General features: G+C 68.9%; 21 protein-coding genes and 1 pseudogene. 2 read left to right on the top strand and 20 right to left on the bottom strand.

Translation table 11 applies throughout. From position 1 onward, the window contains the following. Positions 1–23: 23 nt before the first annotated feature. Positions 24–725, bottom strand: a complete 702-nt coding sequence (locus AC5P65_RS00465; protein WP_111098815.1) for an alpha/beta fold hydrolase — start codon at positions 723–725, stop codon at positions 24–26. A gap of 136 nt (positions 726–861) precedes the next feature. Here AC5P65_RS00465 and AC5P65_RS00460 point away from each other — a divergent pair. Continuing rightward, a pseudogene (locus tag AC5P65_RS00460) lies at positions 862–1,058 on the top strand (heavy metal-binding domain-containing protein); the annotation flags it as partial. A 73-nt stretch (positions 1,059–1,131) separates the two neighbouring features. Here AC5P65_RS00460 and AC5P65_RS00455 read toward each other — a convergent pair. Continuing rightward, positions 1,132–3,852, bottom strand: coding sequence for a bifunctional acetate--CoA ligase family protein/GNAT family N-acetyltransferase (locus AC5P65_RS00455; protein WP_021203484.1), 2,721 nt, complete (start codon positions 3,850–3,852; stop codon positions 1,132–1,134). 129 nt (positions 3,853–3,981) lie between these two features. Further along, complete coding sequence (gene mgtE / locus AC5P65_RS00450) at positions 3,982–5,352, bottom strand: magnesium transporter (RefSeq protein ID WP_021203486.1); 1,371 nt, start codon at positions 5,350–5,352, stop codon at positions 3,982–3,984. Between the two features lie 344 nt (positions 5,353–5,696). Here mgtE and AC5P65_RS00445 point away from each other — a divergent pair, with 344 nt between their 5' ends. After that, complete coding sequence (locus tag AC5P65_RS00445; RefSeq protein ID WP_021203487.1) at positions 5,697–7,475, top strand: monovalent cation:proton antiporter-2 (CPA2) family protein; 1,779 nt, start codon at positions 5,697–5,699, stop codon at positions 7,473–7,475. A gap of 134 nt (positions 7,476–7,609) precedes the next feature. Here AC5P65_RS00445 and AC5P65_RS00440 read toward each other — a convergent pair whose 3' ends face one another. The 17 genes from AC5P65_RS00440 to AC5P65_RS00360 all read right to left on the bottom strand — a co-directional run bounded on the left by AC5P65_RS00440 (position 7,610) and on the right by AC5P65_RS00360 (position 26,175). Continuing rightward, a complete protein-coding gene (locus tag AC5P65_RS00440; protein WP_019661701.1) occupies positions 7,610–10,948 on the bottom strand; it encodes an ankyrin repeat domain-containing protein in 3,339 nt (1,112 codons plus the stop codon). Further along, positions 10,941–11,201, bottom strand: coding sequence for a YcgL domain-containing protein (locus AC5P65_RS00435; protein ID WP_014648833.1), 261 nt, complete (start codon positions 11,199–11,201; stop codon positions 10,941–10,943). Before AC5P65_RS00435 ends, AC5P65_RS00440 begins: the two co-directional genes overlap by 8 nt. 160 nt (positions 11,202–11,361) lie before the next feature. Further along, entirely contained in the window at positions 11,362–11,802 is a 441-nt protein-coding gene (locus AC5P65_RS00430; RefSeq protein WP_005420284.1) for a hypothetical protein, read from the bottom strand. Between the two features lie 61 nt (positions 11,803–11,863). Beyond that, the gene (locus tag AC5P65_RS00425; protein WP_111098816.1) at positions 11,864–13,102 is read right to left on the bottom strand and encodes a beta-ketoacyl-ACP synthase; all 1,239 of its coding nucleotides are present in this window, start codon (positions 13,100–13,102) and stop codon (positions 11,864–11,866) included. After that, a complete protein-coding gene (locus tag AC5P65_RS00420) occupies positions 13,102–13,833 on the bottom strand; it encodes a 3-ketoacyl-ACP reductase FabG2 (RefSeq protein ID WP_021203490.1) in 732 nt (243 codons plus the stop codon). The genes AC5P65_RS00425 and AC5P65_RS00420 overlap by 1 nt, the downstream gene beginning before the upstream one ends. Next, a complete protein-coding gene (locus tag AC5P65_RS00415) occupies positions 13,830–14,285 on the bottom strand; it encodes a hotdog family protein (protein ID WP_495230918.1) in 456 nt (151 codons plus the stop codon). Before AC5P65_RS00415 ends, AC5P65_RS00420 begins: the two co-directional genes overlap by 4 nt. Then, on the bottom strand, positions 14,282–15,466 hold the full coding sequence (locus AC5P65_RS00410; protein ID WP_021203492.1) for a beta-ketoacyl-ACP synthase: 1,185 nt from the start codon (positions 15,464–15,466) through the stop codon (positions 14,282–14,284). Before AC5P65_RS00410 ends, AC5P65_RS00415 begins: the two co-directional genes overlap by 4 nt. Beyond that, positions 15,463–16,020, bottom strand: a complete 558-nt coding sequence (locus AC5P65_RS00405; RefSeq protein ID WP_021203493.1) for a DUF3261 domain-containing protein — start codon at positions 16,018–16,020, stop codon at positions 15,463–15,465. Before AC5P65_RS00405 ends, AC5P65_RS00410 begins: the two co-directional genes overlap by 4 nt. Further along, entirely contained in the window at positions 16,008–17,258 is a 1,251-nt protein-coding gene (locus AC5P65_RS00400) for a tryptophan 7-halogenase (protein WP_197575341.1), read from the bottom strand. Before AC5P65_RS00400 ends, AC5P65_RS00405 begins: the two co-directional genes overlap by 13 nt. Positions 17,259–17,311: 53 nt before the next feature. Continuing rightward, positions 17,312–19,687: an MMPL family transporter gene (locus AC5P65_RS00395; RefSeq protein WP_495215353.1), complete on the bottom strand. Its 2,376-nt coding sequence runs from the start codon at positions 19,685–19,687 to the stop codon at positions 17,312–17,314. Beyond that, complete coding sequence (locus AC5P65_RS00390; protein WP_111098818.1) at positions 19,659–20,288, bottom strand: LolA family protein; 630 nt, start codon at positions 20,286–20,288, stop codon at positions 19,659–19,661. The genes AC5P65_RS00395 and AC5P65_RS00390 overlap by 29 nt, the downstream gene beginning before the upstream one ends. Next, positions 20,285–20,710, bottom strand: a complete 426-nt coding sequence (locus AC5P65_RS00385; protein WP_111098819.1) for an acyl-CoA thioesterase — start codon at positions 20,708–20,710, stop codon at positions 20,285–20,287. Before AC5P65_RS00385 ends, AC5P65_RS00390 begins: the two co-directional genes overlap by 4 nt. Next, the gene (locus tag AC5P65_RS00380) at positions 20,703–22,253 is read right to left on the bottom strand and encodes an HAL/PAL/TAL family ammonia-lyase (RefSeq protein WP_014038932.1); all 1,551 of its coding nucleotides are present in this window, start codon (positions 22,251–22,253) and stop codon (positions 20,703–20,705) included. The genes AC5P65_RS00385 and AC5P65_RS00380 overlap by 8 nt, the downstream gene beginning before the upstream one ends. Then, positions 22,243–23,184: a lysophospholipid acyltransferase family protein gene (locus AC5P65_RS00375; protein WP_021203498.1), complete on the bottom strand. Its 942-nt coding sequence runs from the start codon at positions 23,182–23,184 to the stop codon at positions 22,243–22,245. Before AC5P65_RS00375 ends, AC5P65_RS00380 begins: the two co-directional genes overlap by 11 nt. A 1-nt stretch (position 23,185) precedes the next feature. Next, on the bottom strand, positions 23,186–23,956 hold the full coding sequence (locus AC5P65_RS00370) for a glycosyltransferase family 2 protein (protein WP_021203499.1): 771 nt from the start codon (positions 23,954–23,956) through the stop codon (positions 23,186–23,188). Further along, positions 23,946–25,631, bottom strand: a complete 1,686-nt coding sequence (locus tag AC5P65_RS00365) for an ApeI family dehydratase (protein WP_111098820.1) — start codon at positions 25,629–25,631, stop codon at positions 23,946–23,948. Before AC5P65_RS00365 ends, AC5P65_RS00370 begins: the two co-directional genes overlap by 11 nt. Next, positions 25,624–26,175: a COG4648 family protein gene (locus AC5P65_RS00360; protein ID WP_026347223.1), complete on the bottom strand. Its 552-nt coding sequence runs from the start codon at positions 26,173–26,175 to the stop codon at positions 25,624–25,626. The genes AC5P65_RS00365 and AC5P65_RS00360 overlap by 8 nt, the downstream gene beginning before the upstream one ends. Positions 26,176–26,188 lie beyond the last annotated feature (13 nt).

The following is a 26,188-nucleotide window of genomic DNA, read 5'->3' as shown; positions in this document are numbered from 1 at the left end:
CCGGGCCATGCCCGGCGGATCCATCAGGCCTGCAACAACCAGCCTCGCATCGCCGCACTGACCTCGTCCGGCTTTTCCATCGGGGCAAGGTGCCCGCAATCGGGCACCACCACCAACTGCGAGTGCGGCACCAGCGCGTGCATTTCCTCGCTCACCGCCAGCGGCGTGATGCGATCGTTGGCGCCGCACACGATCAGCAGCGGATCGCGATAACCAGCCAGCACATCATGGCCATCACGGCGTTCCAGTGCGCTCTGGCGCAAGAATACTTCCGCGCCCAGGCGAGCGGTCATGTCGCGCACGCGTTGCACCAGCACGTAATCGTCCAGCCGCGAGGCATCGATGTAGCTGCGCATCAGCGCATCACCAAAGCCATGGAACCTGCCGGGCAGGCGCACGCTGGCCCGTTGGCTGCGGCGCTGCTCGGCACGTTCCGGTGAATCGGCGTGGATCGAGGTATCGATCAGCGCCAGCTGCAGCACGCGCTCCGGCGCAATGCGCAGGATCTGCTGGGCGACGAAGCCGCCCAATGAGAAACCGGCCAGCGCAAAGCGCTCCGGTGCCTGTGCGAGCACGTCCTCGGCCACCGCCTGCAGGGTTTCGCCACGGGTCTGGTCGCCTACCGTGCAATCGGCGATGTCGGCAAGATCAGCCAACTGTGAGCGCCACAGCTCAGCGTCGTTGAGCAGGCCAGGCAGCAGCAGCAGGGGGATACGGTCGGTCATGGGGGTATTGTCGCGCCAGCACGGTGACGGAACCATGCCGCAACAGGGGGCGGATTGTAGCGTCGAGCCACGTTCGACGGCTGCATAGCCAGTGGCGCATGGCTCGACGCTACAGAAGACAGCGGCGGAGCCGCGCTTTGGCGACACCATCACCATCTACACCGCGCTGTGCGAACAGGCCGCGAGGAAACCTGGCGCAGCAGAGACAAGCAAGCACGGCAGCTGGCTGCCAACCCGATCATCGGCATGCGCTACGACGCCATCTATGTGATGACCGGGCTGACCGTGCGGCTGTGCTATGGCACGGCGGTGGCGGTGGAACCGCAGCGGTGATCCTGTAGAGCCGAGCCCATGCTCGGCTCAGGCGTGCCCGTGAGATGTAAGGCAGCCGAGCGCAGGCTCGGCTCTACAACGGGGTTCCGGGCACTTCGACCTGCTGCACCGGCAAGGTCACCATCATCACCGTCGGGTCATCCGGGTCCAGCTTCGTCTTGAAGCCCAGGCTCTGGCACATCGCCAGCATGGTACTGTTCTCGCGCAGCACCTGGCCTTCGACCACGTCCAGGCCCAGCCACTTGGCGTACTCGATCATGATCGCCATCAGCCGCCAGCCGATGCCATGGCCCTTCAGGTCCGAGCGGATCAGGATGCCGTACTCACCGCGGTGGTAATCCGCATCGGCGTGCAGGCGCACCGCGCCAAGCATTTCGCCACTGCGCGGTTCGATCGCCACCAGTGCGATCGAGCGTGCGTAGTCGAGCTGGGTCAGGCGCGCGATGAACTCGTGGCTGAAGTGCTTCACCGACTGGAAAAAGCGCAGGCGCAGGTCCTCGTCGCTGACGCGGGCGAAGAACGCACGGAACAGCGCGTCGTCCTCCGGCCGCACCGGACGCACGAAGGCACGGCCGCCATCGGACAGTTCGATGGTGCGCTCCCACTCCTTCGGGTACGGGAACACCGAGAAGCGCGGATGGCCACGGCCCTTGTGCAGGATGCGCGACGGCGCCACCGCCACGCGTGCGTCGAGGGCGAGGATGCCCTTGCCGTCGACCAGCAACGGATTGATGTCCAGCGTACGCACTTCGGGGATGTCGGCGGCCAGCTGTGCCAGCTTGACCAGCGCCAATGCCAGTGCGCGCTCGTCGGCGGCAGGCACATCGCCATAGGCCTTGAGGATGCGCGAGGCGCGCGTCTGGCCGATCAGCTCGTGGGCCAGGCGCAGGTCCAGCGGCGGCAGCGCCAACGCCTTGTCATTGATGACTTCAACCGCGGTACCGCCACGGCCGACCACGATCACCGGGCCGAACGTCGCGTCATCGGCAATACCGACGATCAACTCGCGCGCCTTCGGGCGAACGATGGTCGGCTGCACAAGCAGACCATCGATGCGCGCATCCGGCCGCAGCTGGCGTGCACGCGACAGGATCGCGTTGGCCGCGCTCTGCACCGCCGGCAGGGTGGACAGGTTCAGGCGCACGCCGTCCACTTCCGACTTGTGCGGAATATCCGGCGAGAGAATCTTCAGCGCGACCGTGGCACCGCGTTCCAGCAGCGGCTGCGCCAGATCCATCGCCTCGTGCGCGTCACGCGCATGCATCACCGGCGCGGAGGGAATGCCGTAGGCCTTGAGCAGTTCATGCGTAGCCAGCGGGTCCAGCCACTGCTGGCCGTTGGTCAGCGCGGCATCGACCAGTGCGCGCGCGGCGGCCGTGTCGACGCTGAAGTCCTGCGGCAGGCTGGGCGGCGTTTCCATCAACGCGTTCTGCGCTTCGCGGTAGCGCACCAGATGCTGGAAGCCACGTACGGCTTCGGCCTCGGTCGGATAGGTCGGCACCCGCGCCGCGTTGAGCGTGGCGGTGGCCTGGTCATCGTTGCCCAGCCACACCGCGAACACCGGCTTGTCGCGATGATGGCGCGGGCGCAGGCCGAGCGTGCGGGTGAGTGCCTGCGCGGCGTCCGCCGATGAGGTGAACGCGGTCGGCACGTTGACCACCATCACCGCGTCGTTCTCGTTGTCGGCCAGCAGCGCTTCGATGGCCGCGGCATAGCGGTCACCATCGGCGTCGACCACGATGTCGACCGGATTGCTGCGCGACCAGCCCTGTGGCAATACTGCATCGAGCTTCTGCACCGTGCTGTCGGACAGGGTGGCCAGCGTGCCTTGCAGCGCGATCAGCTGGTCCACGGCAAGGCGACCGACGCCGCCACCATTGCTGAGAATGGCCAGGCGGCGGCCAGGGAAGGTGCCCAGCCGCCCCAGTGTTTCGGCGGCGGTGAACAGCTCGTCCAGCGCACCGACGCGCAGCAGGCCGGCGCGGTTGAAGGCGGCACCGTACACATCATCGGCACGGGCCAGGGCCTGCACATGGGTATCGCGGCTGCCCGGCTGCACGCGCTCGGCGCGCCCCGACTTCACCACCACCACCGGCTTGGCGCGGGCGGCGGCACGCGCGGCCGACATGAACTTGCGCGCGTCCTTGATCTGCTCGACGTAGAGCAGGATGGCGCGGGTACGGTAGTCGGTGGCGAAGTAGTCGAGCAGGTCGCCGAAGTCGACGTCCATCGTATCGCCCAGCGAGACCACGGCGGAGAAGCCGACCGAGCGCGCTACGCCCCACTCCACCAGCGCGGCGGCGATCGCCGAGGATTCGGAAATCAGGGCGAGGTCGCCTGCCTGCGGGAAATGTGCGGCGATACTGGCATTGAGTCGCGCGTGCGGTGCAATCACACCCAAGCAGTGTGGGCCGAGGATGCGCAGGCCATGCTTGCGCGCCACCGCCTCCACCTGCGCCGACAGCGAGCCCGGGCCTTCACCCAGGTGCGCGGTGAGGATGATCGCCGCCTGCACGCCACGTTCGGCGGCAGTGCGCACCACCTGCGGCACGATGGCCGCTGGTGCGGTGATCACCGCCAGGTCGGGGACCCAGTCCAGGTCCTTCAGCCGCTTGACCGTGCGGATGCCATCGATCTCGGCATGCCGCGGATTGATCCACGCCACCTTGCCGGGGAAGCCGGTGCCGCGCAGGTTGCGCATCACCGCGCGGCCGGCCGAACGCTCACGCGGACTGCCGCCGATCACCGCGACCGACTGCGGACGGAACACGGACTGCAGGTGGTAGGTACTCATGCGCCTACGGTACACGGACTGGCGCGGCAACGGCATGATCGTGCGCAAGGTCCTGACACCGCACCCACGCATGACGTGGATCTACCGCCGGGACCAGTAGATCCACGTCATGTGTGGATGACGCTCCCGTTACAACAGCGTGCCGTGCAGGATCATGGCGGCGATGCTGAAATAGATCACCAGGCCGGTCACGTCCACCAGGGTGGCCACGAACGGGGCCGAGGCGCTGGCCGGGTCGAAACCGAGCCGCTTGAGGATGAAGGGCAGCATCGAGCCGGACAGCGAACCGAAGGTGACGATGCCGACCAGCGCGGCACCGATGGTGATCGCCAGCAGGATCCAGTGCTCGCCGTAGTCATGCAGGCCACCCAGCTGCCAGATCACGATGCGCACGATGGCCAGGCAGCCGAGGATCGCGCCCAGCACCATGCCGGTGGGCACTTCGCGCAGGGCCACCTTCCACCAGTCGCGCAGGCGCAGCTCGCGCAGCGCCAGGCTGCGGATCAGCAGCGAAGTGGCCTGCGAACCGGAGTTGCCGCCCGAACTCATGATCAGCGGAATGAACAGGGTCAGCACCACCGCGCGCGCCAGTTCGTCCTCATAGTGCTGCATCGCGCTGGCGGTCAGCATCTCGCCCAGGAACAGCACGCTCAGCCAGCCGGCGCGCTTGCGCAGCATCTCCAGGAAGCCGATCTGCATGTAGGGCTTGTCCAGTGCCTCCATGCCGCCGAACTTGTGCGCGTCCTCGGTCGATTCCTCGATCAGCGCGTCGAGCACGTCGTCCACGGTGACGATGCCGAGCATCTGCTGCTGTGCATCGACCACCGGGATCGCCAGCAAGTCGTGGCGACGGATCAGCCGTGCCACTTCTTCCTGGTCCATCAGTGCGTCCACCGTCACCGGTGGATTGACCTGGGCCACGTCCAGGATCGACTCCTCCGGCAGGCCGGTGATCAGCCGGCGCATGGTCACCACCTGCTGCAGCTGCTGGCTGGACGGCTCCAGCACGTAGATCGCGTACACCGTTTCACGGGTGCGCTCGACCTGGCGGATGTGCTGCAGGGTCTGCGCCACGGTCCAGCTGGCGGGTACCGCCACGTACTCGGTGGTCATCAGCGCACCGGCGGTGTTCGGCGGGTAGCTGAGCAGCTTCTGGATGGCCTGGCGGGCGTCGGTGCCCAGCAGCGGGATCAACCGCGCGCGTTCTTCCTCATCCAGCTCATGGACGATGTCGGTGGCGCGGTCGTCGGCCATCAAGCCGAGCAGGGCGGCAGCGCGCGCCGGTGGCAGCGCTGCCACCAGCTCGCCACTGCGGTGCAGTTCCGGCGCTTCCAGCATTTTCACTGCACGCGGCAACGGAAGGGCAGCCAGCGTTTCCGCGCCGCGGGTCAGCTCCAGCGTGTTGAGGAATTCCACCGCATCGGCAGTGTTGAAGTTCGCCAGCGGCGCGGCCAGTGCGGCGGCATCGGCCACCGGGCGCAGCAATTGCTTCTGGTTCATCGGGTTTGCCTTGTGGGGGTGCGACCTCGCGCAACGCCAACGCAGGCAAACCGTCCCGATGTCAGGCGGTGGCCATCGCTGGCGTCGAACGAGGTCGACTTCTACTGTCGCTGGACATGGGTTGGGGACTCCGGGATGCGTGTGCCGGCGGACGCGCCGCCAGCGGCGGGCAGTCTGGACCCGTGGACCATGCAGGTCAACCCGGTTCCGCCGCGGCAGCACCCTGCCCGCAGGTTGTTCTCGTGCATGCACAGGCCGGCGCGCATAATGGCGCGGTGGTGTTCGCCACGCTTTTCCCAACCCGAACGGACGCACAGCGGCTCCCCCGATGACCAGGTATTCCCATGCATAGCGGTGGTCTGGAACTGGCGCTGGTGCTGCTGCTGGCGGCGGTCATCGCCGTGCCGGTGTTCAAGAAGTTCGGCTTCGGCGCGGTGCTGGGCTACCTGGCGGCCGGTGTGGTGCTGGGCCCGGACGGGCTGGGCTTCGTGCAGGACGCCGACCGCATCCTCGGCGCCGCCGAGATCGGCGTGGTGATGCTGCTGTTCGTGATCGGCCTGGAGCTGTCGCCGGCACGCCTGAAGGTGATGCGGCGCTCGGTGTTCGGCGCCGGTGCGGCACAGGTGGCGCTGTCCGGGCTGGTGCTGGGCGGCCTGCTGCTGCTCGACCACTTCCAGTGGAAGAGCGCGCTGGTGGTAGGTGTGGCGCTGGCGCTGTCATCCACGGCGGTGGGCCTGCAGCTGCTGTCCGAGCACAAGGCGATCAACAGCGACCATGGCCGGCTCGGGTTCGCCATCCTGCTGTTCCAGGACCTGATCGCGATTCCGCTGCTGGCGGCCATCCCGCTGCTGGGCGGGGTGAAGAACGAGACTCTGCGCTGGGAAGACGCCGCCGTGGCCCTCGGTGCGCTGGCAGTGGTGATCCTGTGCGGGCGACCGGTGCTGCGCAAGGTGTTCAGCATCATCGCCCGCACCCGCAGCCCGGAAGTGTTCACCGCCACCGCACTGCTGGTGGTGCTGGGCACCGCCTGGTTCATGCAGGAAGCCGGCCTCAGCCCCAGCCTCGGCGCGTTCCTGGCCGGCGTGCTGCTGTCCGATTCGGAGTTCCGGCATGAGCTGGAAGCGCAGATCGAGCCGTTCAAGGGCCTGCTGCTGGGCCTGTTCTTCATCGCGGTGGGCATGGGCATCGACCTGGACCGCATCGCGGCCGAGCCGTGGATGATCGCGGCTGGCGTCGGCATCCTGCTGGTGGTCAAGTTCAGCCTGCTGTACGCGATCGGCCGCATCGCCCGGCTCAGTCCGCGGCAGTCGCTGCTGCTGGGCAGCGTGTTGTGGCTGGGCGGCGAGTTCGCTTTCGTGGTGTTCAACGAAGCGCAGCGCGCGCACCTGCTCGGCAATGCCAACCACGACCGGCTGGTGGCGATCGTGGGCCTGTCGATGGCGATCACGCCGCTGCTGATGATCGCGCTGCTCAAGCTGCTCGGCCAGGAGAAGGCCGCACCGCGCGAGGCAGCCGAGGCCGACAAGGTGGCGCCGGACAACCGCCCCAAGGTGCTGATCGCCGGCATGGGCCGTTTCGGCCAAGTGATCGCGCGCCTGCTGACCGCGCAGAAGGTGCCGTTCGTGGCGCTGGAGGCGAACCCGGACACCGTGGCCGACCTGCGCCGTTTCGGCAACCAGCTGTATTACGGCGACCCGACCCGGCCGGAGATGCTGCGTGCGGCGGGCGGCGAGCACATCGATGTGTTCGTGATCACCGTGGACGACCCGGAGACCAACCTGCGCGCGGTGCGCATGGTGCGCCGGCTGTACCCGGACGCGACGGTGCTGGCGCGTGCGCGCAACCGCCAGCATGCCTGGCGCCTGATGGACATGTCGGCCGAGCCGTTCCGCGAAGTGTTTGGCACCAGCCTGGAGATGAGCGGCCGCGTGCTGACCGCATTGGGCGTGGCGCCGGACGTGGCCGAACGACACGTGCAGCGCTTCCGTGAGCATGATGAGCAGCTGCTGCGTGACCAGTACCTGGTGTACGACGACGAGGCGGCGGTGATCCAGACCTCGCGCGATGCACGCAACGACCTGATGCATCTTTTCGAGGCCGACGCGGAAAGGGACGGCGAGTAGGTGTGCCGACCAACGGTCGGCACCCACCCGATCAATGGCGGACCCGGTAGTGCCGGCCGCTGGCCGGCAATCCCGTGTTCCCGGAGATGTCATGAGGTAGCCGGCCAGCGGCCGGCACTACCCTTTTCCAGCGATCAGCCGTTGTCGCGCAGGAACCGCGCCATCGACGAAACGCCCGGCACGCGCGGTTCGAACTCACCGGCCACGTCGATGAAGCCGCGCATCACGGCGATCTCGCGCGGGCTGCGGTTGAGGCTGTCGCGTGCTTCCGGATCCGCCCCCGCGCGCAGCAGGCGCTGCACCAGCAGCGGCAGGCCATGCAGCGCGGCCAAATGCAACGGGCCGAAGCCGCGCGGATCACGCACGTCCAGGCTCACGTCCTCATCCAGCAGGCGCTCTACCGCCGCCATCACCACCTGCTCGTCGCAGGCGGTACCCGGCTCGGCGCGAGCGCCCAGCAGCAGCAGCAGGGGCGTGACCGAACCGGCGGCGGCCTGGTCCGGCTCGGCGCCCGCCAACAGCAGGGTGTCGAGCAGGGCCAGCAGGCGCGAGCGGTCGCGGGCACTGAAACCGTACAGCGCGGCACAGTGCAGCGGGCCCAGCTGCTGCGCGTCACCGGCATGCACGTCGGCACCGGCAGTGAGCAGGCGCGCGACGATGTCCGGCAGACCCAGCGCCGAGGCCAGCATCAGCACGGTCACCCCGCCCGGCAGGCGATGTTCCAGCTTGGCGCCGGCATCGAGCAGGGCCGAAACGATGTCCACCTGGCGCATGCTGACCGCCGCCGACAGCGGCGTCGCGCCACTGGCCGCGGCGTGCTGCGGATCGGCGCCGCGCGCCAGCAGCAGGTCGGTCACCGCCAGGTGGCCGCCACCGGCTGCACGCAGCAGTGCGGTGCAGCCCTGAGCGTCGACCGCGTCGACGGCAAATCCCAGATCGATCAGGCGGCGCACGGCGTCTACATCACCGGCCATCGCAGCGGCCGGCAGATCGGCCTCGCGCAGGGTACGGCGCGGCAACGGCCACACCCGCCAGTCCAGCCAGTCGGCCAGATCACGGCGACCGATCGACAGCGCCACGCCCAACGGCGTCTGGCCGTCGGCGGCGCGGGCTTCCGGCGAGGCACCGTGCTGCACCAGCAGCTTCAGTGCGCCTTCGCGGGCCAACGCGGTGGCCAGGTGCAATGCGGTCATGCCGTGGCTGTCGCGCGCTTCACGATCAACACCGGCCTTGAGCAGGGCCTGCTGCAGGCGCAGCCAGCCCAGGCGCACCGCGAGCGACAGCGGCGGATCGCCGGCCGGCGAGGCGGCGAACGGATCGGCGCCACGTTCCAGCAGTTCCAGTGCCAGCTGTTCCAGGCCACGGGCGGCCTGGTCGTGCTGCGCACACGCTGCGAGGAAGCGTGCCAGGCCACCGCGTCCGGCCGGCGACAGGCCACGCTGCAGCATGACCTGCAGCGCCGGCACCGCGTCGATGCCGCGCGACAACAGCGCGAACATCGGCGTGTCGGAACAGGCGTCACGCACGTAGGGATCGGCACCGTGGGCCAGCAGCCAGTCGACCGCACGCGGCTCCAGCGCCAGCTCCGGATCGAGCAGCAGGCCACCCAGCTCTTCCGGCTGGCACAGCTTGGCCAGCGCGGCCATGCCTTCGGTGTTGCCGAAGCCCAGCGCTTCGCGCAGCAGGGTCAGCGGCGGGCGGTCCGGCAGCAGGCCACTTGCGCCGGCGGCTTCGCCACGCTCGGCCAGTCCATCGCTGACCGCAGCCGGCAATGGATAGGACGGGTCCAGCAGAGCCACGATCGCCCAGCGGCCGGCTTCGGCGGCATAGTCCACCGCACGGCGGCCGACCGGATCGGTGGCATCGGCGGCGATGCCGAGTTCGACCAGGCGCTTGATCAGCAGCGGCGAGACATCCTCGGCCATCGCCGCCAGCTGCACCGCATTACGGCCTTCGCCGTCCACCGCGACCAGGTCCGGCTTGTGCGGCAGCAGATGCTCGATCACGGCGGCGCGACCTGCACGGGCCGCTTCCAGCCACGGCGTACGGCCCAGCGCATCGCGCGCTTCCAGATTGGCGCCGGCAGCCAGCAGCACGCCGATGATCTCGACGTGACCGGCCAGCGCCGCTTCATGCAACGCGCTGCGACGCTGGCGATCACGCGCGTCGGCCCGCGCCTTGTGCTTGAGCAGCAGCTGCACGCCCGCCGGATCGTCGTCCTCGGTGGCGGCGGCGGCCAGCAGCACCGGGGTGCCATCGGCCGGTTCGCAGCGTGCACCGCGTTCGAGCAGGAAACGGGCCAGGCGCCAGTTGCCGACCTGGCAGGCCACGGCCAGCGGCGACCAGCCCTCGTTGTTCAACGCATCGACTTCGGCGGCGGCATCGCGCAGCAGCGCCGCCACACCCGGGTCGGAACTGCGCGCGGCATGGTGCAGCGGCGTGTTGCCATCGCTGTCGGTGGCACGCGAGTCGGCACCGTTGGCGAGCAGGGTCATCACCGCCTCGGGGCGGCCATGCCAGCTGTCGCGGGTGGCGGCCAGCAGCGGGGTCATGCCCCGGTGCGGTGCGTTCACATCGACGCCGCGGGCGATCAGCTCGCGCAGCAGGCGCAGGTCCGGCAGCACCGCTGCCAGCACCGCCAGGCTGCGCTGGTCGCGCCAGTTCGGGTCCGGCAGCGCATACGGATCGGCACCGGCCTGCAGCAGTTGCAGGCCCCGGTCGATGCGGCCATGGCGGGCGGCTTCATACAGCGCCGGGGTCAGCTCCTGCGGCGCCATCGCCTCCAGCGGCGTGGTTTCGACCGCAGCGGAGAACATCGGTTCGCGCTCGTCGCTGGCCGTGGCCAGTGGGCCTGCGCGCAGCGACACCAGCGGTGCCGGCGCCACCCGCTGCAGCAGCAGGTGCAGCACGGGAGACAGCAGCACCACCGCCAGCGCGGCGGGCCAGTGTGCGCTTTCCGGCAGCAGCCCCGGCCAGGCCGGCAGCACCACCAGCGCGGCCAGCGCGATCACCAGCGCGGCCACACCGAGGCCGCGCCAGGCGCCCAGGTCACGCCCCGCCAGCGCCTGCCAGTGCTGGGCCAGGCTGCCGTCGAGGCGTTCGACATCGTTCCACAACGGCCAGGTGCGCCAGGCGGCGAGCAGGCCGGCACTGACCAGCACGCTCAGGCCCAGCACCGCCGCAAGGCTGCCGCTGTCGCGCAGCGCCGCCAGCGGCCAGGCCAGCAACAGCGCCAGCAGCAGCGGCGCGGCCGTCCACAACGCCAGCAGCGCCGGCAGGTCCTGGCGAGCGACCACCTTCAGCGGCAGCAGCGCGCGGCTGCGACGCCACCATGAGATCGCCAGCGCGAACGCTGGCTGCGCCAGTGCGGCCAGGACGGCACCCGGGAAGCCGCCCACGGCGGCGCCCAGCGCCAGCACCGCGCCCGCGGCGAAGGCAATTGACACAAGGCGCGGACGGGAGGCGTCAGTCATAGTGGCGCGGCATCAGGCTGGCCACCGACGGCGGCACCTGCAGGTAGAACCCGCGCTCGCTCATTTCGCTGCGGACCTTTTCCGGGTCAGCCTGCGCCAGGCGGCGCTGGGCATCCAGGGCCACCTCCAGGACGAAGGCGAGCGTCCCCAGCGAGGTGAGCAGCGGCGCGGGCAGCGCGCTGAAATCATCGCGACGGGGAACGTAGACGTAGGTGTCCGGCTTGAGTTGGCTTTTATAGACGTAGGCGTGCATGTCCGCGGGACGATAACCCGGGAAGAGCCATGATTGTGTCGGAAAGCCGACACCGGGGAAAGCCGTCAGCCGACGTTGGCGGCGTGATCGACGGCGTTTCCCCGGCGAGGTTCAGCAATGTGGCGGCGTCGTTCAGCCACGGCTGCCACCACACGGGCGCTTACTTGACCTTGGCGTAGGTGCCCTTCAGCGCGACACCCGCGAGGATGGCACCGGCGTAGCACTCGTAGTTGGTGCTGCTCTTGAACTCGTTCTTCTTGTAATAGCTGACGATGTCGACCACGGCGTTGGCGCCGCGCGACTTGGCACCGTCCTGCAGCGCGCGCAGTGCCGACAACGCAACCCAGCGGCAGGCCTCGGCATCGCTCTTGTTGGCGGCGTTGGTCTTCTTGTTGGTCACGTCTTCGCCCAGGCGCTGCTGCACGCTGACCGGCTGGCCGGCCAGATAGAAGCGCACGCTGCCGTCGATGCCAGCGTCCTTGGCGGCCTGCGAATTGACCAGTTCCTGCAGGGACTGTTCGACACGCGTGTCGCGGGCAGAGGCGGTGGAGGTCAGGGCCAGCAGCGCGGTGGCAGTGGCGATCATGAGAGTGCGGCGCATCGAAACTTCTCCTTGTCAGGGGTGCGGGTGGGTAGCGGAAACAGTGCGGTGGGACGGTGGTTCACTCGCGCCAGCGGCGGAACACCAGCGAGGTGTTGATGCCGCCGAAGGCGAAGTTGTTGCTCATCACGTACTCGGCCTGCAGTTCGCGGCCCTGTCCGGTGATGAAGTCGAGCTGGCCACAGCGCGGATCGACCTCGGCCAGGTTCAGGGTCGGCGCGAACCAGCCGGTGCGCATCATCTCGATGCTCAGCCAGGCCTCGAACGCGCCACAGGCACCCAGCATGTGGCCGACGTAGCTCTTCAGCGAGCTGATCGGCACGCGGCTGCCGAACACCTGTGCGGTGGCCTGGGTCTCGGCGATGTCGCCGTGGTCGGTGGCGGTGCCATGGGCGTTGACGTAGTCGATCTGCGCCGCGTCCAGGCCGGCATCTTCCAGCGCCAGGCGCATCGCCTGGGCCATGGTGTCGGCGCTGGGCTGGGTCACGTGCTGGCCATCGCTGTTGGTGCCGTAGCCGACCACCTCGGCCAGGATGGTGGCGCCACGCGCCTGCGCGTGTTCCAGGTCCTCCAGGATCAGCGTGCAGGCGCCCTCGCCCAGTACCAGGCCATCACGGCCGGCATCGAACGGGCGCGGGGTGGTCTGCGGCGCGTCGTTGCGCACGCTGGTGGCGAACAGCGTGTCGAACACCGCCGCAGCGGTGGCATCGAGCTGCTCGGCACCGCCGGCCACCATCACCGTCTGCTTGCCGCTGCGGATGGCTTCATAGGCCGCGCCCACACCCTGGCTGCCCGAGGTGCAGGCGCTGGACGTGGTGTACACGCGCCCGGACAGGCCGAAGAACACGCCGATGTTGACCGGCGCGGTGTGGCTCATCATCTTCAGGTAGGTGGTGGCACTGATGCCGTCGGTGGTGAACTCGTTGAGCATGCGTCCGAATTCACCGGTGGCCTCATGGCTGCCCGACGAGGAACCATAGGCCACGCCGGTACGGCCGCTGCGCAGCACCGGATGCTCGTGCAGGCCGGCTTCACGCAGTGCCACCTCAGTGGCGCGCACCGACATGATCGCGACCTTGCCCATCGAGCGGGTGGTCTTGCGGTTGTAGTTGGGCGGCAGCGCGAAATCCTGCGCCGGCGCCGCCAGCTTGGTGTTCAGCCCGGCGTACACATCCCATTCGGGCATCGCGCGCACCGCATTGCGGCAGCTGCGAAGATGCGCTTCGATGGTGGGCCAGTCGTGGCCGAGCGGACTGATGGCGGCGGCGCCGGTGACCACCACGCGACGATCGGCGGCCATCAGAGCATGCCTCCGTTCACCGAGATCACCTGGCGGGTGATGTAGCCGGCCGGCTCGGACAGCAGGAACGCCACCGTCGCCGCCACTTCGTCGGGACGGCCGACGCGGCCGGCGGGAATCAGCTTGAGCGCGTGTTCCACCACTTCATCGTTGAGCATTTCGGTTTCGATCAGGCCCGGAGCCACGCAGTTGACGGTGATCTGGCGGCTGGCCAGTTCCAGCGCCAGCGCCTTGGTGGCACCGATGATGCCGGCCTTGGCAGCACTGTAGTTGACCTGGCCGCGGTTGCCGGCCAACCCGGATACCGACGACAGGGTGACGATGCGGCCCGGCTTGCGCCGCCGTACCATCGGCATGATCAGCGGATGCAGCACGTTGTAGAAGCCATCCAGGTTGGTGTGGATGACCTGGTCCCAATCGTCCTCCGACAGCGCCGGGAAGGCGCCGTCACGGGCGATGCCGGCATTGCAGACCACGCCGTAATACGCGCCATGTGCCTCGACATCGGCTTCCAGCGCGGCCCTCGCGGCCTCGCGGTCGGCCACGTCGAACACCAGCACGCGGGCCTGCTGGCCCAGTGCCTGGATCTCAGCCTCCACGGCCTGTGCCTCTTCCAGGCGGCTGCGGCAATGCACCACCACGTCGAAGCCATCGCGCGCGATGCGCAGCGCAATGGCCCGGCCGATGCCCCGGCTGGCGCCGGTCACCAGCACGCTTCGATTCCCTGTCATGCCTGTCCACTCTCCAGATAGGCCATCGCGTCGGCCGGTTCGTACACCGACACGTTGGCTGTCGCCCATTCGTCCTCACCTGCCAGGATGCGGCAGGCGAACATCCCCAATCCATTGTCACCCAACAGCTCGCAGCGCGCCTGTACGCGCAGTCGCGAACCGCTGGGGAAGCTGCTGCGCGCGCTGCTGTAGCGGCGGGTGCCGAGCAGGAAGCCCAGCTGCGGCGGCTTGCCGGCCGCTCGCGCGCGGCAGCCGGCCCAGGCCGCGATGGCCTGCGCCATGTATTCGATGCCGACCCACGCCGGCACTTCGCCGTTCTCCACGAACAGGCCGGCCTCGGGCACCACCAGTTCGGCCTCGAGGGTGTCCTGGTCCCAATGCGTGATGCGCTGCAGCAGGCACATGTCCTGGCGGTGCGGCACCACCTCTTCGATTGCATACAACGTGTTCATCGACGCTCCAGTGCCAGCACGGCATTGCTGCCGCCGAAGGCGAACGAATTGCTCAGCACCCGCCGCGGTGGCTGCGCAAGGCGCGTGCCCGGTGCGACCAGCGGCAGCACCGGCAGTGCCGGGTCGGCCACGCCGTCCCACCAGTGCGGCGGCAGCAGCTGCTGCGGGTTCTCGGCCAGCACGATCCAGCACAGCGCCGCCTCGATGGCACCCGAGGCACCCAGCGTGTGGCCGGTCAGCGGCTTGGTCGAACTGGCTGGCACGCTGTTGCCCAGCACCTGCGAGACCGCCAGGCTTTCCATCGCATCGTTGTGGCCGGTGGCGGTGCCATGCAGGTTCACGTAATCCACTTCGTCTGCGCCCCAGCCTGCGCGCAGCAGCGCCTGCTGCAGCGCATCGATGGCACCCAGCCCCTGCGGGTCGGGCGCGGACATGTGGTGGGCATCGGCCGACTCACCCCACCCCGCCAGGCATACCGGGCCGGGTTCGCGGGTGAGCAGGAACAGCGCGGCACCCTCGCCGATGTTGATGCCGGCGCGGTGCTGCGAGAACGGGTTGCAGCGTGCCGCCGACACCGATTCCAGCGCGCTGAAGCCAGCCACGGTGAAGCGGCACAGCGAATCGGCGCCACCGGCGATCACCGCATCGACGATGCCGGCGCGCAGCATGCGCGCGGCTGACATCAGTGCCTTGGCACTGGACGAACACGCGGTGGACAGGGTCCACGCCGGTCCCTGTGCGCCGCTGCGCTGGCGCACGAACTGCGCGGCGGTGCCCATTTCCTGCTGGGCGTAATCGAAGCCCTGCGGCCACTGGCCCTGTTCAGCGTGGCTGCGCAGGGCCTGCTCGGATTCACCGATGCCCGAGGTGCTGGTGCCCAGCACCACCGCCACGCGCTCGGCACCATGGCGGGCAATCGCCGCGGCCACCGCCGGTGCGATCTGCGCCAGCGCCACGTCCAGCAGGGCGTTGTTGCGCCCGCGCAGGGCCACCGGCAGGTCTTCCAGCGCCGGCAGCGGCGTGCGGACCTCTCCCAGCGCCAGGGTGCGCCCCGGCAGCAGGCTGTCGTTGTCGCTGAGCCCGCCCGGCACATCGGCGAACATCGCCGACGCGACCGCAGTGCGGCCATCGCCGAGCGCGCAGACCACGCCCAGGTCGTTCAGGTAGATCGGTGCACTCATGGGTCCTGCCCGGCCATATCGATCGATTCGATGCGGAGCGCATAGCCTTCGGCGCGGTTGTCCAGCTGCACGCTGCCATCGTCCAGGCGCTGCAGCAGCAGCCACACCGTGCCGTCGCGCGACAAGCTGCGCTGGTGGCCGTCGTCGATGACCTCCCAGCCGGCCGGCAGCGCTGCGGCGATGGCCGCGGTCGGCCACAGCGCGAACTGCAGGTCATCCAGCACACGCTCGGCACGCACCTGCGGCGGCAACCACGGCGCACGCTGCTGGGTCAGCTGCTGGCCGTCCCACTGCAGGCGCACGCCGGTCTGGCCCATCGCCTGCACCGCCAGCTGCACCCGCTGTGCATCGGCTTCCAGCAGCGCATCGAGGTCGCGCTCATGGCTGCCGAAACGGAAGTGCAGCTGCTGCTGCAGCGCCAGCGGCGCCGGCAGGCTGGCCGGCGACAGGCGCAGCGGCGGCAGTTCCACCTGTGGCTTGGGCATGCGCCCGGCACAGGCGGCCAGCAGCAGGCACAGCAGCAGGGCCGCAGTACGGAAGATCAGGCGCTGCACAGTTCCTCCAGCACGCGCATGCGACGGCCGCTTTCGTCGGCCACATACGGGTTGTTGGTGTCCCAGGCGTAGCCGGCCAGGATGGAGCTGATCATGTCGCGCACTTCGGGCTGCTGCTGCGGGTGGTAGATGATCTTCTGGAAACCGCCGTCGTACCAGCTTTCGACGAAGCGGCGGAAGGTCTTCACGCCGGCGCGCAGCGGGATCGAGAATTCAGCTTCCCAGTCGACGGTTTCACCGGCATAGCGGCGCGCCAGGCATTCGCTGGCCAGCTGCGCGGACTTGAAGGCAATGGTCACACCGGACGAGAACACCGGATCGAGGAACTCGCCGGCGTTGCCCAGCAACGCGTAGCCGGGCCCCCACAGCGAACTGACGTTGGCCGAGTAGCCGGTGATGCGGCGCACCGGCAGCACCGCCCATTCGGCGTTGGCCAGCAGGCGGGTCAGGTTGGGGTCCTCGCCGACGATGGCCTGCAGCTTCTGCAGGTCGTCACCCTCGTAGCGCTCGAAGAACGACGGCTCGGCGACCACGCCCAGCGAGCAGCAGCCGTTGGAGAACGGGATCGTCCAGTACCAGACGTCGATGTGCTCGGGATGGGTGGTGATCAGGATCTTGTTGCGGTCGAAGTCCGCTTCGGCCGGAATGTTGTCGCGCACGTGGCAGAAGATCGCGCCGCGCACCGGGAAGTTGGAAGGCGACTCCAGCTGCAGCAGCCGCGGCAGCAGGCGCGCGAAGCCGGAGGCATCGAGGATGAAATCGGCCTCGATGCGGTATTCACTGCCGTCCGGGCGGCGCACCGTCACCGCCGGTTGCTCGCCCGGCTCGACCGCAAGCACTTCGTCGCCGAAGCGCAGCGTGGTGCCCATGCGCTCGGCACCGCGTGCCAGCACGTTGTCGAAGTCGGCGCGCTGCACCTGGTAGGTGGTGCCCCAACCCGGCGAGAACTTCTTCCTGAAGTCGAATGCAGTGCGCGCTTCGCCGTGCACGAAGGCGGCACCGTTCTTGTACTGGAAGCCCGCCTCGACCACATCCTGCAGCAGGCCGGCCGCCTCGATGTACTCCATGCTCTGCGGCAGCAGGCTTTCGCCGATGGAGAAGCGTGGGAACTGCTGGCGTTCCAGCATCAGCACCTGGCGGCCCTGCCGGCGCAGCATCGCCGCAGCCACCGAACCGGCCGGGCCCGCGCCGATGATCAGGATTTCAGTACGTTCGACAGCATCCACAGCAGTGTTCATCGGTGCGTCCTTGTTGCTCGATCAAGTGGAAAGAAGGAAGCCGGAAGGCAGAATCAAGCCGAAGGCAGGTCTTGCGGCGGCGGCCGGAACAGCGGCGAGATCAGCCAGACCAGGCCGATGCCGAACAGCAGGGTCAGGCCGAACGCGCGCAGCGCCGGAGTCTGCGACAGGCCCAGCAGGCCGAACGACAGCCAGGTACTGGCCGCGCCCACGCACACCGCCAGCCAGGCACTGGCATCACCGCGGTGCTCGATCAGGAAGATGCCGTAGTCGATGCCCATGCCCAGCAGCAGCATCAGCGCCAGCACGTTGAACAGCTGCAGCGGCTGGCCGAACAGGCCCAGCAGGCCCAGGGTCAGTGCACCGGCAATCAGGGTCGGTGCGAACACGCGCCAGGCCTGGCGTCGGTAGCGCAGCCACAGCGCGCCGAACACCAGCACGATGCCGACCAGCAGCAGGCCGCCCATCAGCTTGCGGTAGCGGCCCAGCAGCTGCGAGAAGTCGGCGGTGCGGTCCACCCAGCGCACGCCGGGCAGGCCCTCGGCCGCGCCACGCAGGGTGGTCAGCGCATCGGCACGCGACAGGTCATCGACCATCACCACGCTGATCATCTGCCCGCCCACCGCGCCCACCCACAGGTGACGGAACGGCTGCGAGGCGGGCGAGGCCAGAAAGGCTTCGGCGGTAAGCGGCGCATCCGCGAACTGCGGTCGCTGCAGCGGCTCGCCCACGGCATCGGACACGGCCGATAGCACATCCGGTTCCACCTTCGCGGTCAGCGCGGCATCGGCCTGCTGGCGCGCGGGCGACGGCAGCCAATCGCTGATCGCGCGGTAACCACCGATGCGCCGGTCATGGGCGAGCGCACGCAGGCGCTCGGTCAGTGCTTCCTCGCGCTGCAGCAGCTGCGCGGCATCGGCGCCCTGCACCAGGTAGAACTGCGCCGGGCTGGGCATGCCCAGCAGCTGGCTCAGGCGGATCTGCTGGGCCATCAACGCTGGCGGTGATGACTGCAGGCTGCGCAGGTCGTCGTTGCTGTGCAGGCGAGCGATGCCGATTGCAGACAATGCCAGCGCGACCAGCACGAACACCGTCACCCGGCGACGCCCATGCAGGCGCGGGAAGCGCTCGAGCGTGTTGCCCAGCCACTGCGAGAAACGGGTCTGGCGGATCTCACCACCATCCAGCCACGGGAACCAGAAGATCACCGTGAGGAAAGCAGCGGCCAGACCGACCACCGAGAACAGTGCCATCTGGCGCAGGCCCGGGAACGGGGCCAGGCCCAGTGCCAGGTAGGCCAGCGCGCTGGTCAGCAGGGCCAGCCACAGGCCCGGCAGCAGGTGCCGCAGCAGCTTCCAGCGACGATCGGCCGGCTCGGCCTGGCGCGAGGCGAACCAGTGGATGCCGTAATCCTCGGCCACACCCACCAGCGATGCACCGAACACCAGGGTCAGCACGTGCACCTTGCCAAACACCAGCACGGTCACCGCCAGCGCCACGCCACAGCCGATCAGCAATGACGCGGCGACCAGCAGGATCGGGCGCAGCGAACGGAACGCCAGCCACACCAGCAGCAGCACCGCGGCCAGCGAGCCCCAGCCGATCGTGTTGATCTCACGGTTGGCCTGCACTGCGGCCGCTTCGGCATGCAGCGGCACGCCGGCGTGCAGGATCTCCAGCTCCGGTGCTACGGCCTTGGCCGCCTTTCCGGCGCGTTCCAGCAGGCCATCGAGATGGCGTTCGCCGTCAAGCTGGAATGCCGAACCAGGTGTATCGAACTGCAGCACGGCCCAATGCCTGCCCTCGGCTTCGAGCAGGCCGTCATCGCCCAGCCGTAACCCCGAGCCCTGCGCCTGCTGCTGCCACCATTGCGGCCACAGCGACAGCGGGTCCTGGCGCCAATCGGTCAGGCGTGGGGCGCCCATCGGACCGTACAGCGCAGCCAACGCCTGCTCCGCCAACGCGCCCGGCTCGCTGCCCTGCAGCTGCTCGCGCTGGGCCGGGGTCAGCAGGCGGTCGCGGTACGGCGCGTAGAACGCGCGCGCCTCATCGAACCAGCCCTCGATGGAACCACTGGGCACCAGCAACGCGTGATCGGCATCCTTGGCCATAGCCGCAGCGAACGCGGACTGCGCGCGCTTGGCGGCGGCACCGTCCTGGCTGCCCAGCAGCACCACCACCTGCCGTGAACTGCCATCGGCGATGCGCCGGGTGACGTCGCTCAACAGGCGGTCATGCGCATCCTGCGGCAGCAACGCGAGGATGTCGGTGTCGATCCGCGATTGCTGGCTCCACAGCTGCCACTGCTGTGCGCCCAGCGCCAGCAGCACCAGCAGCCAGGCAATGCCCAGCCAGTGCCACCAGCGCCGCAACCGGTCCGGTGGGTTCGATGCCACGGCCTCACTCAAAGCGGCGGGCCTCGTCGGCATTGAGCGTGGCCGGCGCCTCGCTCAACGCGCTGAACTGGATCTGCGTGCGGTCCTTGTTGGCCTCGACGATCTCGACCTGGCGCACGTAGCGGTCACCTTGCAGGGTCAGCGACTGGAAGGCCTTGGCCAGCATCGCCGACTTCGGCGTCAGCCGCAGCCGCCAGCCCTGCCCTTCACGGCTGGCCGCCACGTTGAACTGGCCGGACAGCGCCTGCACGTCGCCACTCATCAGCGCGAACATGATCGCGTTCACCGAACGCATCGCCGGCTGCTGCCGTGCATCGAGCTCGACACGGGTGCTGCCATCGCGCTGGCGGCTGAGGATGCGGTCGGCGGTGACCACCACTTCGGAGGGGAACGGCTTGAGCGTGGTCCAGATCACGCCATGCTGGCGCGCGACCACGAACTGGCCCTGCGAGCGCAGCGGGTTCCTGAAGCCGCTGACCTGCTTTTCCTGGCTGAACTGGCCACGCAGCACGTCCGGCCGCGCCACCGCCTGAGTGATCGCATCAATGGCGGGGTCGGCCGCCTGCACCTGCGGTGCGGCAACGAAGATCAGCGCGCACAGCAGCGCGCTGGAAAGACGGACAAGGGTGTTCACGGTGCAGGCACTCCCAGGCGTTCCCACAGTACCGGCGGGCACTGGTACAGCATTTCCTTGCTGCCCGCGTCCACCGCGACCTGGATGGTCATCGCGCGGGTCAGCACCTGGCCGCTTTCCGCATCGAGGATTTCATACTCGATCTTCAGCCGGTTCTCCCATTCCACGATGCGCGCGACCACGCGCAGGGCCTGGTTGAACAGCAGCGGGCGCACGTACTTCACCCGCGCATCGACCACCGGCCACAGGTAGCCCGATTCGAGCATCTGTGGATAGTCGTAGTCGTAGCGCCCGAGCAGCGCGCAGCGCGCGATCTCGAAGTACTTGAAATAGTTGCCATGCCAGACCACGTTCATCGGATCGCAGTCATGGAAGGCGGGCGTCAACGCAATTTCGCCAACCCGTTCAATAACCTCATTCACCGGCGTACAGCTCCCAACGTTGCGCGCGGATCTCCACCAGCAGTTCCCGCAGTTCGCGATCCAGCGCGCGGTCTTCTTCAACCAGGGCGATGCGCTGCCCCAGGTCGGCGTACATGTCGGCCAGACTGCCATGCAGCTGCGCGTTCAGGCCAACCCGTTCGCGCAGGGCCAGGCCCTGGCGGGCAGCGATCAGCATCGCGGCCACCACCTGTTCAGTCAGTTCGATCACGCGCAGGCAGTCACGCGCGGCGATGGTGCCCATGCTGACCTTGTCCTGGTTGTGGCATTCGGTCGAACGCGAGAACACGCTGGCCGGCATGGTCTGCTTCAGCGCTTCGGCGGTCCACGCCGACACGCTGATCTGCAGTGCCTTCAGGCCATGGTTGATGGCCGCGCGCGGGCCGGTGGCCGCCGACAGGTTGGCAGGCAGCCCATGGTTGTAGCGGGCATCGACCACCAGTGCCAGCTGGCGGTCGAGCAGATCGGCAACGTTGGCCACGGTGTTCTTCAGGGTGTCCATCGCCAGCGCGATGTGGCCCCCGTAGAAGTGGCCGCCATGCAGGATGCGCTCGCCGTCGGCATCGATCAGCGGATTGTCGTTGGCGCTGTTCAGTTCGGTTTCGATCAGCTGGCGCAGGAACGGCAGGCTGTCCTCCAGCACGCCGATCACATGCGGCGCGCAGCGCAGCGAATAGCGGTCCTGCAGGCGCTGTTCATTGCGCGGCGGACGCTCGCTGTGCAGGTCGCTGCGCAGGCGCGCGGCGATGCGGCCCTGGCCCGGATGCGGCTTGGCCGCGAACAGGGTTTCGTCGAAGTGGTGCGCGTTGCCGTCGCTGGCCAGCACGTTGAACGCGGTCAGGCGCGTGGCCATGCGTGCCAGGTAGTCGGCGCGCTGCCAGGCCAGGCAGGCCAGGCCGGTCATCACGGCGGTGCCGTTCATGATCGCCAGGCCTTCCTTCGGCCGCAGCTTCAGCGGGGTCATGCCGATCTTCGCCAGCACCTCGGCTGCCGGCCGCACGCGGCCGTCGTGCAGCACCTCGCGCTCGCCGCACAGCACCGCCGCCACGTAGGACAGCGGCGTGAGGTCACCACTGGCACCGACCGAGCCTTCGGCCGGAATCATCGGCAGCACGTCGTGCTGCAGCAGCGTGGCCAGGCCTTCCAGCAGCGGCACACTGACACCGGACATGCCACGCACCAGCGAGGCCAGGCGCGCGGCCAGCACCGCACGGGTCTCGACCGGGTCCAGGTAACGGCCCAGGCCGCAGCCATGGTAGGTGTACAGGTGGTGCGGCAGTTCAGCCACCAGTGCCGGCGGGATGTTCACCGTGCACGAATCGCCATAGCCGGTGGTCACACCGTAGATCACGCCATCCTCGCGCAGCAGTCGGTCGAGGAAGTCGGCGCCGCGCTGGATGTGCGCGCGGAACGCCGGCGCGTCGCTCAGCGCGGCCTCGCACTGGCGCTGGGCCAGGGCAACCACGTCTTCGATGGTCAACGGTGCATCGCCAAAGCGGCACACGGGTACGGCGTCAGTCGTCATGCGGAGCCTGATCCCAGAAGGGGAAGAAATTGAACCAGTCCAACGGGGACTGGATGACCTGCAGTTCCAGCCAGCGCGCGAAGCGCTGTGCCTGTTCGGCCAGTGCGGCGTCGCGCGAGCCACGCGGCAGCACGATGCGGTCGGCGAACTGTTCGAATGCAACGCGATAGCCCTCGCCCTGGTGCAGGCAGGCCATGGTGTAGACCGGGCACCCCAGCGCGGCGGCGAGTACATAGGCGCCGATCGGGAACGGGGCGCGGTGGCCAAGGAAATCGGCGGTGACGCTGCGGCCACCCTGTACCGGCGTGCGGTCGCCGACGATGGCAACGAAGCCCCCCGCCGCAACGCGCTCGGCCAGCATCACCGCCGTGGCCGGCCCCATTTCGGTCACCTGCACCAGTTCCACCGCCGCCAGCGGGTCCAGCCGCTGCAGCAGACGGTTGAAGCGCTGCGCGTGTGCGGTATGCACCAGCACGGTGATGCGGAATCCCGGCACCTGCTCGGCCAGCACCTGGCACAGCTCCAGGCAGCCGATGTGCGCGGTGAGGATCAGCCCGCCCTCGCGGCGCGCGATCTTCTGCAGCACCAGGTCGCGGTGCAGGTGGATGCGTTCGGCCGGGTAGCGCCCGCCCAGGCCGAGGATCTTGTCCAGCATCGTGTCGGCGAAGGTAAAGAAGTGGCGCAGGCTGTCACGCCGTTTCGGCGCGCGGCCGAGCACGCCGCTGTGCGCCTGCAGCCGCTGCAGGTACTGCATCGAGGCCTGGCGCCCTACACGGTTGCCCAGCCAATGGCAGGCCACCACCGGCCACACGCACAGGCGGAACGGCCAGCGCCCGAACCAGCGGTGCACCCAGCACAGGAACAGCACGCCGGCCACCGAGGTGGATTCGCCGATGTCGGCCCAGTGTGGGGCGCCCTGCGCGGCCGTCATCTCAGCGCTGCCCCCGCAGGCGGCGCCACAGCAGGCGCGGCGCGCGCCAGAGCATGCCGAAGAACAGACGGGTATGCATGCGGCTGATGCGCACGTTGTCGCGCCACACATCGAAGTGCGACACGCCATCGGCAGGATAGGTCACGCGCGTGGCCAGGTGCTCGACCGGCAGCCCGCGCCAGTACAGGCGCACCATTATTTCGGTATCGAAGTCCATGCGCCGGCCGATGGTCTCTTCACCGATCACGCGCAGCACCGGCGGCAGTGGATACACGCGGAAGCCGCACATGGTGTCGCGCAGGTGCAGCGACAGCGTGTTGATCCAGACCCAGATGTGGGTGGCGTAGCGACCGTACAGGCGCGCCTTGGGAACACTGGCGTCGTAGGCCGGAATGCCACAGATCACTGCACCCGGGTGCAGGCGCGCGGCTTCGATGAAGCGTGGCAGGTCAGCCGTATCATGCTGGCCGTCGGCATCGATCTGCAGCACGTGGCTGTAGCCTCGCGCGCCGGCCTCGGCGAAACCGGCCAGCATTGCCCCGCCCTTGCCCTGGTTCACGTCCAGGCGCAGCAGGTCGACACCCTGGCGTTGTGCCAGCGCGCGCAGCACCGCCGCGCACCCATCGTGCGAACCATCGTCGACCAGCAGGCAGGGCAGTCCCGCGGCCTGCACGCCGTCGAGCACCGCCGCGATGGCGTGCTCGTGATCGTAGACGGGAATCACCACCAGTGGCGCGAATGCGGCACCGGCAACGGCCGGATCAGTCCGCATCGGCGAAGACCACTTTGCCGCTGGCATGCACACCATGGCTGGAGGTGTAACGGAAGGCCAGCGCGCTGCGTGCGGCATCCCAGTCCAGCTGCAGGGTCAGCTCATCGCCGGGGCGGGCCACGTGCTGGAATTTCACCGCATCCATGCGCAGAAACGCTGCCGGCATTGCGAACACCTGGCGGCCGAAACGCACCGCCCAATCCAGCTGCGCCACGCCGGGCAGGATCGCTGCCTGGGGGAAGTGGCCCTGGAACGGCCGCAGCGTCGGGTCCAGGGTCATGCGCAGGGTGGCGCTGGCGGCGTCGCGGCGGTCCCAGACCGGCACCGGCATCAGTGGCTGGAACAGCGCTGCCAGCGCCGCCTGGGTTACCTTGCCCTGCGCATTGATCGGCAGCGCCTGCACCAGGCGCCAACGGCGCGGCCGGGTCACTGCGTCATGCGCGTGCGCCAGGCGCGCACCAAGGCGCTGGCCCAGGGCGCGGCGCGCGGTGTCGCCACCCGCCAGCAGCGCCCGGTCAGCCGGTACCACCACGGCCGCCAGCTGCTCGCGCTGGCCGGGCAGGACCAGCACGCGCGCGTCGTCCACTTCGGCGTCTTCGCGCAGCGCGCGCTCCAGTGCATCCAGCGAGACGCGGCGTTCTTCGATCTTGACGATGCGATCGGCCCGGCCCAGCAGGCGGAACCGGCCATCGGCCAACGCTTCCACGCGGTCCTGGGTACGCCACCAGTCGAGGGTTTCCAGATGCGCCGAGGCGACGGCCAGGCAGCCATCCTCGATGCGCCACTGCACGCCCGGCAACGGTTGCCACGGTGGCAGGTCGGTGTCCCAGCGGCGCCAGGCGATGCCACCGGTTTCGCTGCTGCCGTAAACCTCGGTCGGCGCCACACCCAGCCACTGCCGCACCTGGCGTGCGGCTTCTTCCGGCAGCGGGCCGCCTGAGGAGAACACCGCGCGCAGGCGGCCATGCAGGCTGGCCCAGTCCAGCTGCTCGGGCAGGCGCTTGAGGTGGGCTGGCGTCGCCACCAGCACCGTGTCGGTACCGGCCAGCGCACCCACCAGGTCTTCATGGAAGAACCGGCGTGGATGGATCAGGCGGCCGGCGGCCAACGGCCACAGCACGCGGAACAGCAGGCCGTAGATGTGCTGGTGGGATACCGTGCCATGCACCTGCACGCCCTCCATCTGTGCGCCGAACGCAGCCTGCAGCGCATCCACCTCGCGCGCCAGCTGGTCCAGCCGCTTGCCGATCGCACTCGGCTGGCCGGTGCTGCCGGAGGTGAACACGCACAGCTCGCAGGCGCGCTCGTCCAGCGCCTGCAGCCCGTCGTCCAGCGTGGCGTCCAGCGCCGCCAGCGGGCGATAGTCGGCCGACACGTCGCCTGCGAAACCGCTCACCTGCGGTTGCAGCGCCTGCAACGTGGCCGGCAGGTTGTCGGCGGCCAGGAACACCCGCTTGCCGGCATGCCAGGCACCGAACAACGCCGCGGCAAAGGCCACCGCATCATCGAAATACAGGGCCCAGTCACGCCCTTCGGTCGTCGCAAATGCGGCGCGCCAGGCCAGCACGCGCTGGCGGAAGTGGGCGTGGTCGATCACCTCGCCATCGCAGACGCCAACGCTTCGATGCGGCAGCGCCGCCAGCAGCAGCCTGTCAAGGGCAATCCACTCAGCCATGCGCGTGCGCCGCCTTCACCCGCCGCCGCACCAGCCACTCACCTGCGAACAACACGCCCATCATGACGTACGCCAACAATCCGTTGTAGAGCATCCAGGCCCGGTCCGACGCGTACAGCGCGGTCAGCAGGGCCAGGCTGCCGTTGAGAACGAAAAACCCGCACCACACCTGGGTGACGCGTCGGGTATAGGCCACCGCGAACGGGGGCAGGTCCGGCTCCTGCAGCCGCGCCAGGCGCTCCACCAGCGGTGGCCCGAAGCGCAGGCTGGTGCCGAACACTGCCAGCATCACCGCATTGACCAGCGCCGGGTACAGCTTCAGTGGCAGGGCCTGGTTGAGCACGGTAGCCAGTACCGCCAGCAGGCCGGTGCCCGCCGCTGCGGCCCACCACAGCGGCTGGCGCGAACTCAGCGCGCGCAGCAGGGCCAGGGTGAACAGCAGCAGCGACAGCCAGCGTGGCTCGAAACGACCCATCGCCAGGTACACCAGTACCGGGTAGGCCAGCGAGATCGCAGCCACCACGACCGTGCGTGCGCGTGCCATGGTGGAGCCGTCG

Source organism: Stenotrophomonas sp. YJH_SMC_48-3 (assembly GCF_059369375.1).
This window is presented reverse-complemented; position numbering and strand designations above follow the sequence as displayed.

What these genes read in the sequence shown, in the direction of transcription:
- AC5P65_RS00465 (WP_111098815.1), bottom strand. Translation starts at nt 725, where the DNA reads ATGACCGACCGTATCCCCCTGCTGCTGCTGCCTGGCCTGCTCAACGAC.
- AC5P65_RS00455 (WP_021203484.1), bottom strand. Translation starts at nt 3,852, where the DNA reads ATGAGTACCTACCACCTGCAGTCCGTGTTCCGTCCGCAGTCGGTCGCG.
- mgtE (WP_021203486.1), bottom strand. Translation starts at nt 5,352, where the DNA reads ATGAACCAGAAGCAATTGCTGCGCCCGGTGGCCGATGCCGCCGCACTG.
- AC5P65_RS00445 (WP_021203487.1), top strand. Translation starts at nt 5,697, where the DNA reads ATGCATAGCGGTGGTCTGGAACTGGCGCTGGTGCTGCTGCTGGCGGCG.
- AC5P65_RS00440 (WP_019661701.1), bottom strand. Translation starts at nt 10,948, where the DNA reads ATGACTGACGCCTCCCGTCCGCGCCTTGTGTCAATTGCCTTCGCCGCG.
- AC5P65_RS00435 (WP_014648833.1), bottom strand. Translation starts at nt 11,201, where the DNA reads ATGCACGCCTACGTCTATAAAAGCCAACTCAAGCCGGACACCTACGTC.
- AC5P65_RS00430 (WP_005420284.1), bottom strand. Translation starts at nt 11,802, where the DNA reads ATGCGCCGCACTCTCATGATCGCCACTGCCACCGCGCTGCTGGCCCTG.
- AC5P65_RS00425 (WP_111098816.1), bottom strand. Translation starts at nt 13,102, where the DNA reads ATGGCCGCCGATCGTCGCGTGGTGGTCACCGGCGCCGCCGCCATCAGT.
- AC5P65_RS00420 (WP_021203490.1), bottom strand. Translation starts at nt 13,833, where the DNA reads ATGACAGGGAATCGAAGCGTGCTGGTGACCGGCGCCAGCCGGGGCATC.
- AC5P65_RS00415 (WP_495230918.1), bottom strand. Translation starts at nt 14,285, where the DNA reads ATGAACACGTTGTATGCAATCGAAGAGGTGGTGCCGCACCGCCAGGAC.
- AC5P65_RS00410 (WP_021203492.1), bottom strand. Translation starts at nt 15,466, where the DNA reads ATGAGTGCACCGATCTACCTGAACGACCTGGGCGTGGTCTGCGCGCTC.
- AC5P65_RS00400 (WP_197575341.1), bottom strand. Translation starts at nt 17,258, where the DNA reads ATGAACACTGCTGTGGATGCTGTCGAACGTACTGAAATCCTGATCATC.
- AC5P65_RS00395 (WP_495215353.1), bottom strand. Translation starts at nt 19,687, where the DNA reads ATGCCGACGAGGCCCGCCGCTTTGAGTGAGGCCGTGGCATCGAACCCA.
- AC5P65_RS00380 (WP_014038932.1), bottom strand. Translation starts at nt 22,253, where the DNA reads ATGACGACTGACGCCGTACCCGTGTGCCGCTTTGGCGATGCACCGTTG.
- AC5P65_RS00375 (WP_021203498.1), bottom strand. Translation starts at nt 23,184, where the DNA reads ATGACGGCCGCGCAGGGCGCCCCACACTGGGCCGACATCGGCGAATCC.
- AC5P65_RS00370 (WP_021203499.1), bottom strand. Translation starts at nt 23,956, where the DNA reads ATGCGGACTGATCCGGCCGTTGCCGGTGCCGCATTCGCGCCACTGGTG.
- AC5P65_RS00365 (WP_111098820.1), bottom strand. Translation starts at nt 25,631, where the DNA reads ATGGCTGAGTGGATTGCCCTTGACAGGCTGCTGCTGGCGGCGCTGCCG.
- AC5P65_RS00360 (WP_026347223.1), bottom strand. Translation starts at nt 26,175, where the DNA reads ATGGCACGCGCACGCACGGTCGTGGTGGCTGCGATCTCGCTGGCCTAC.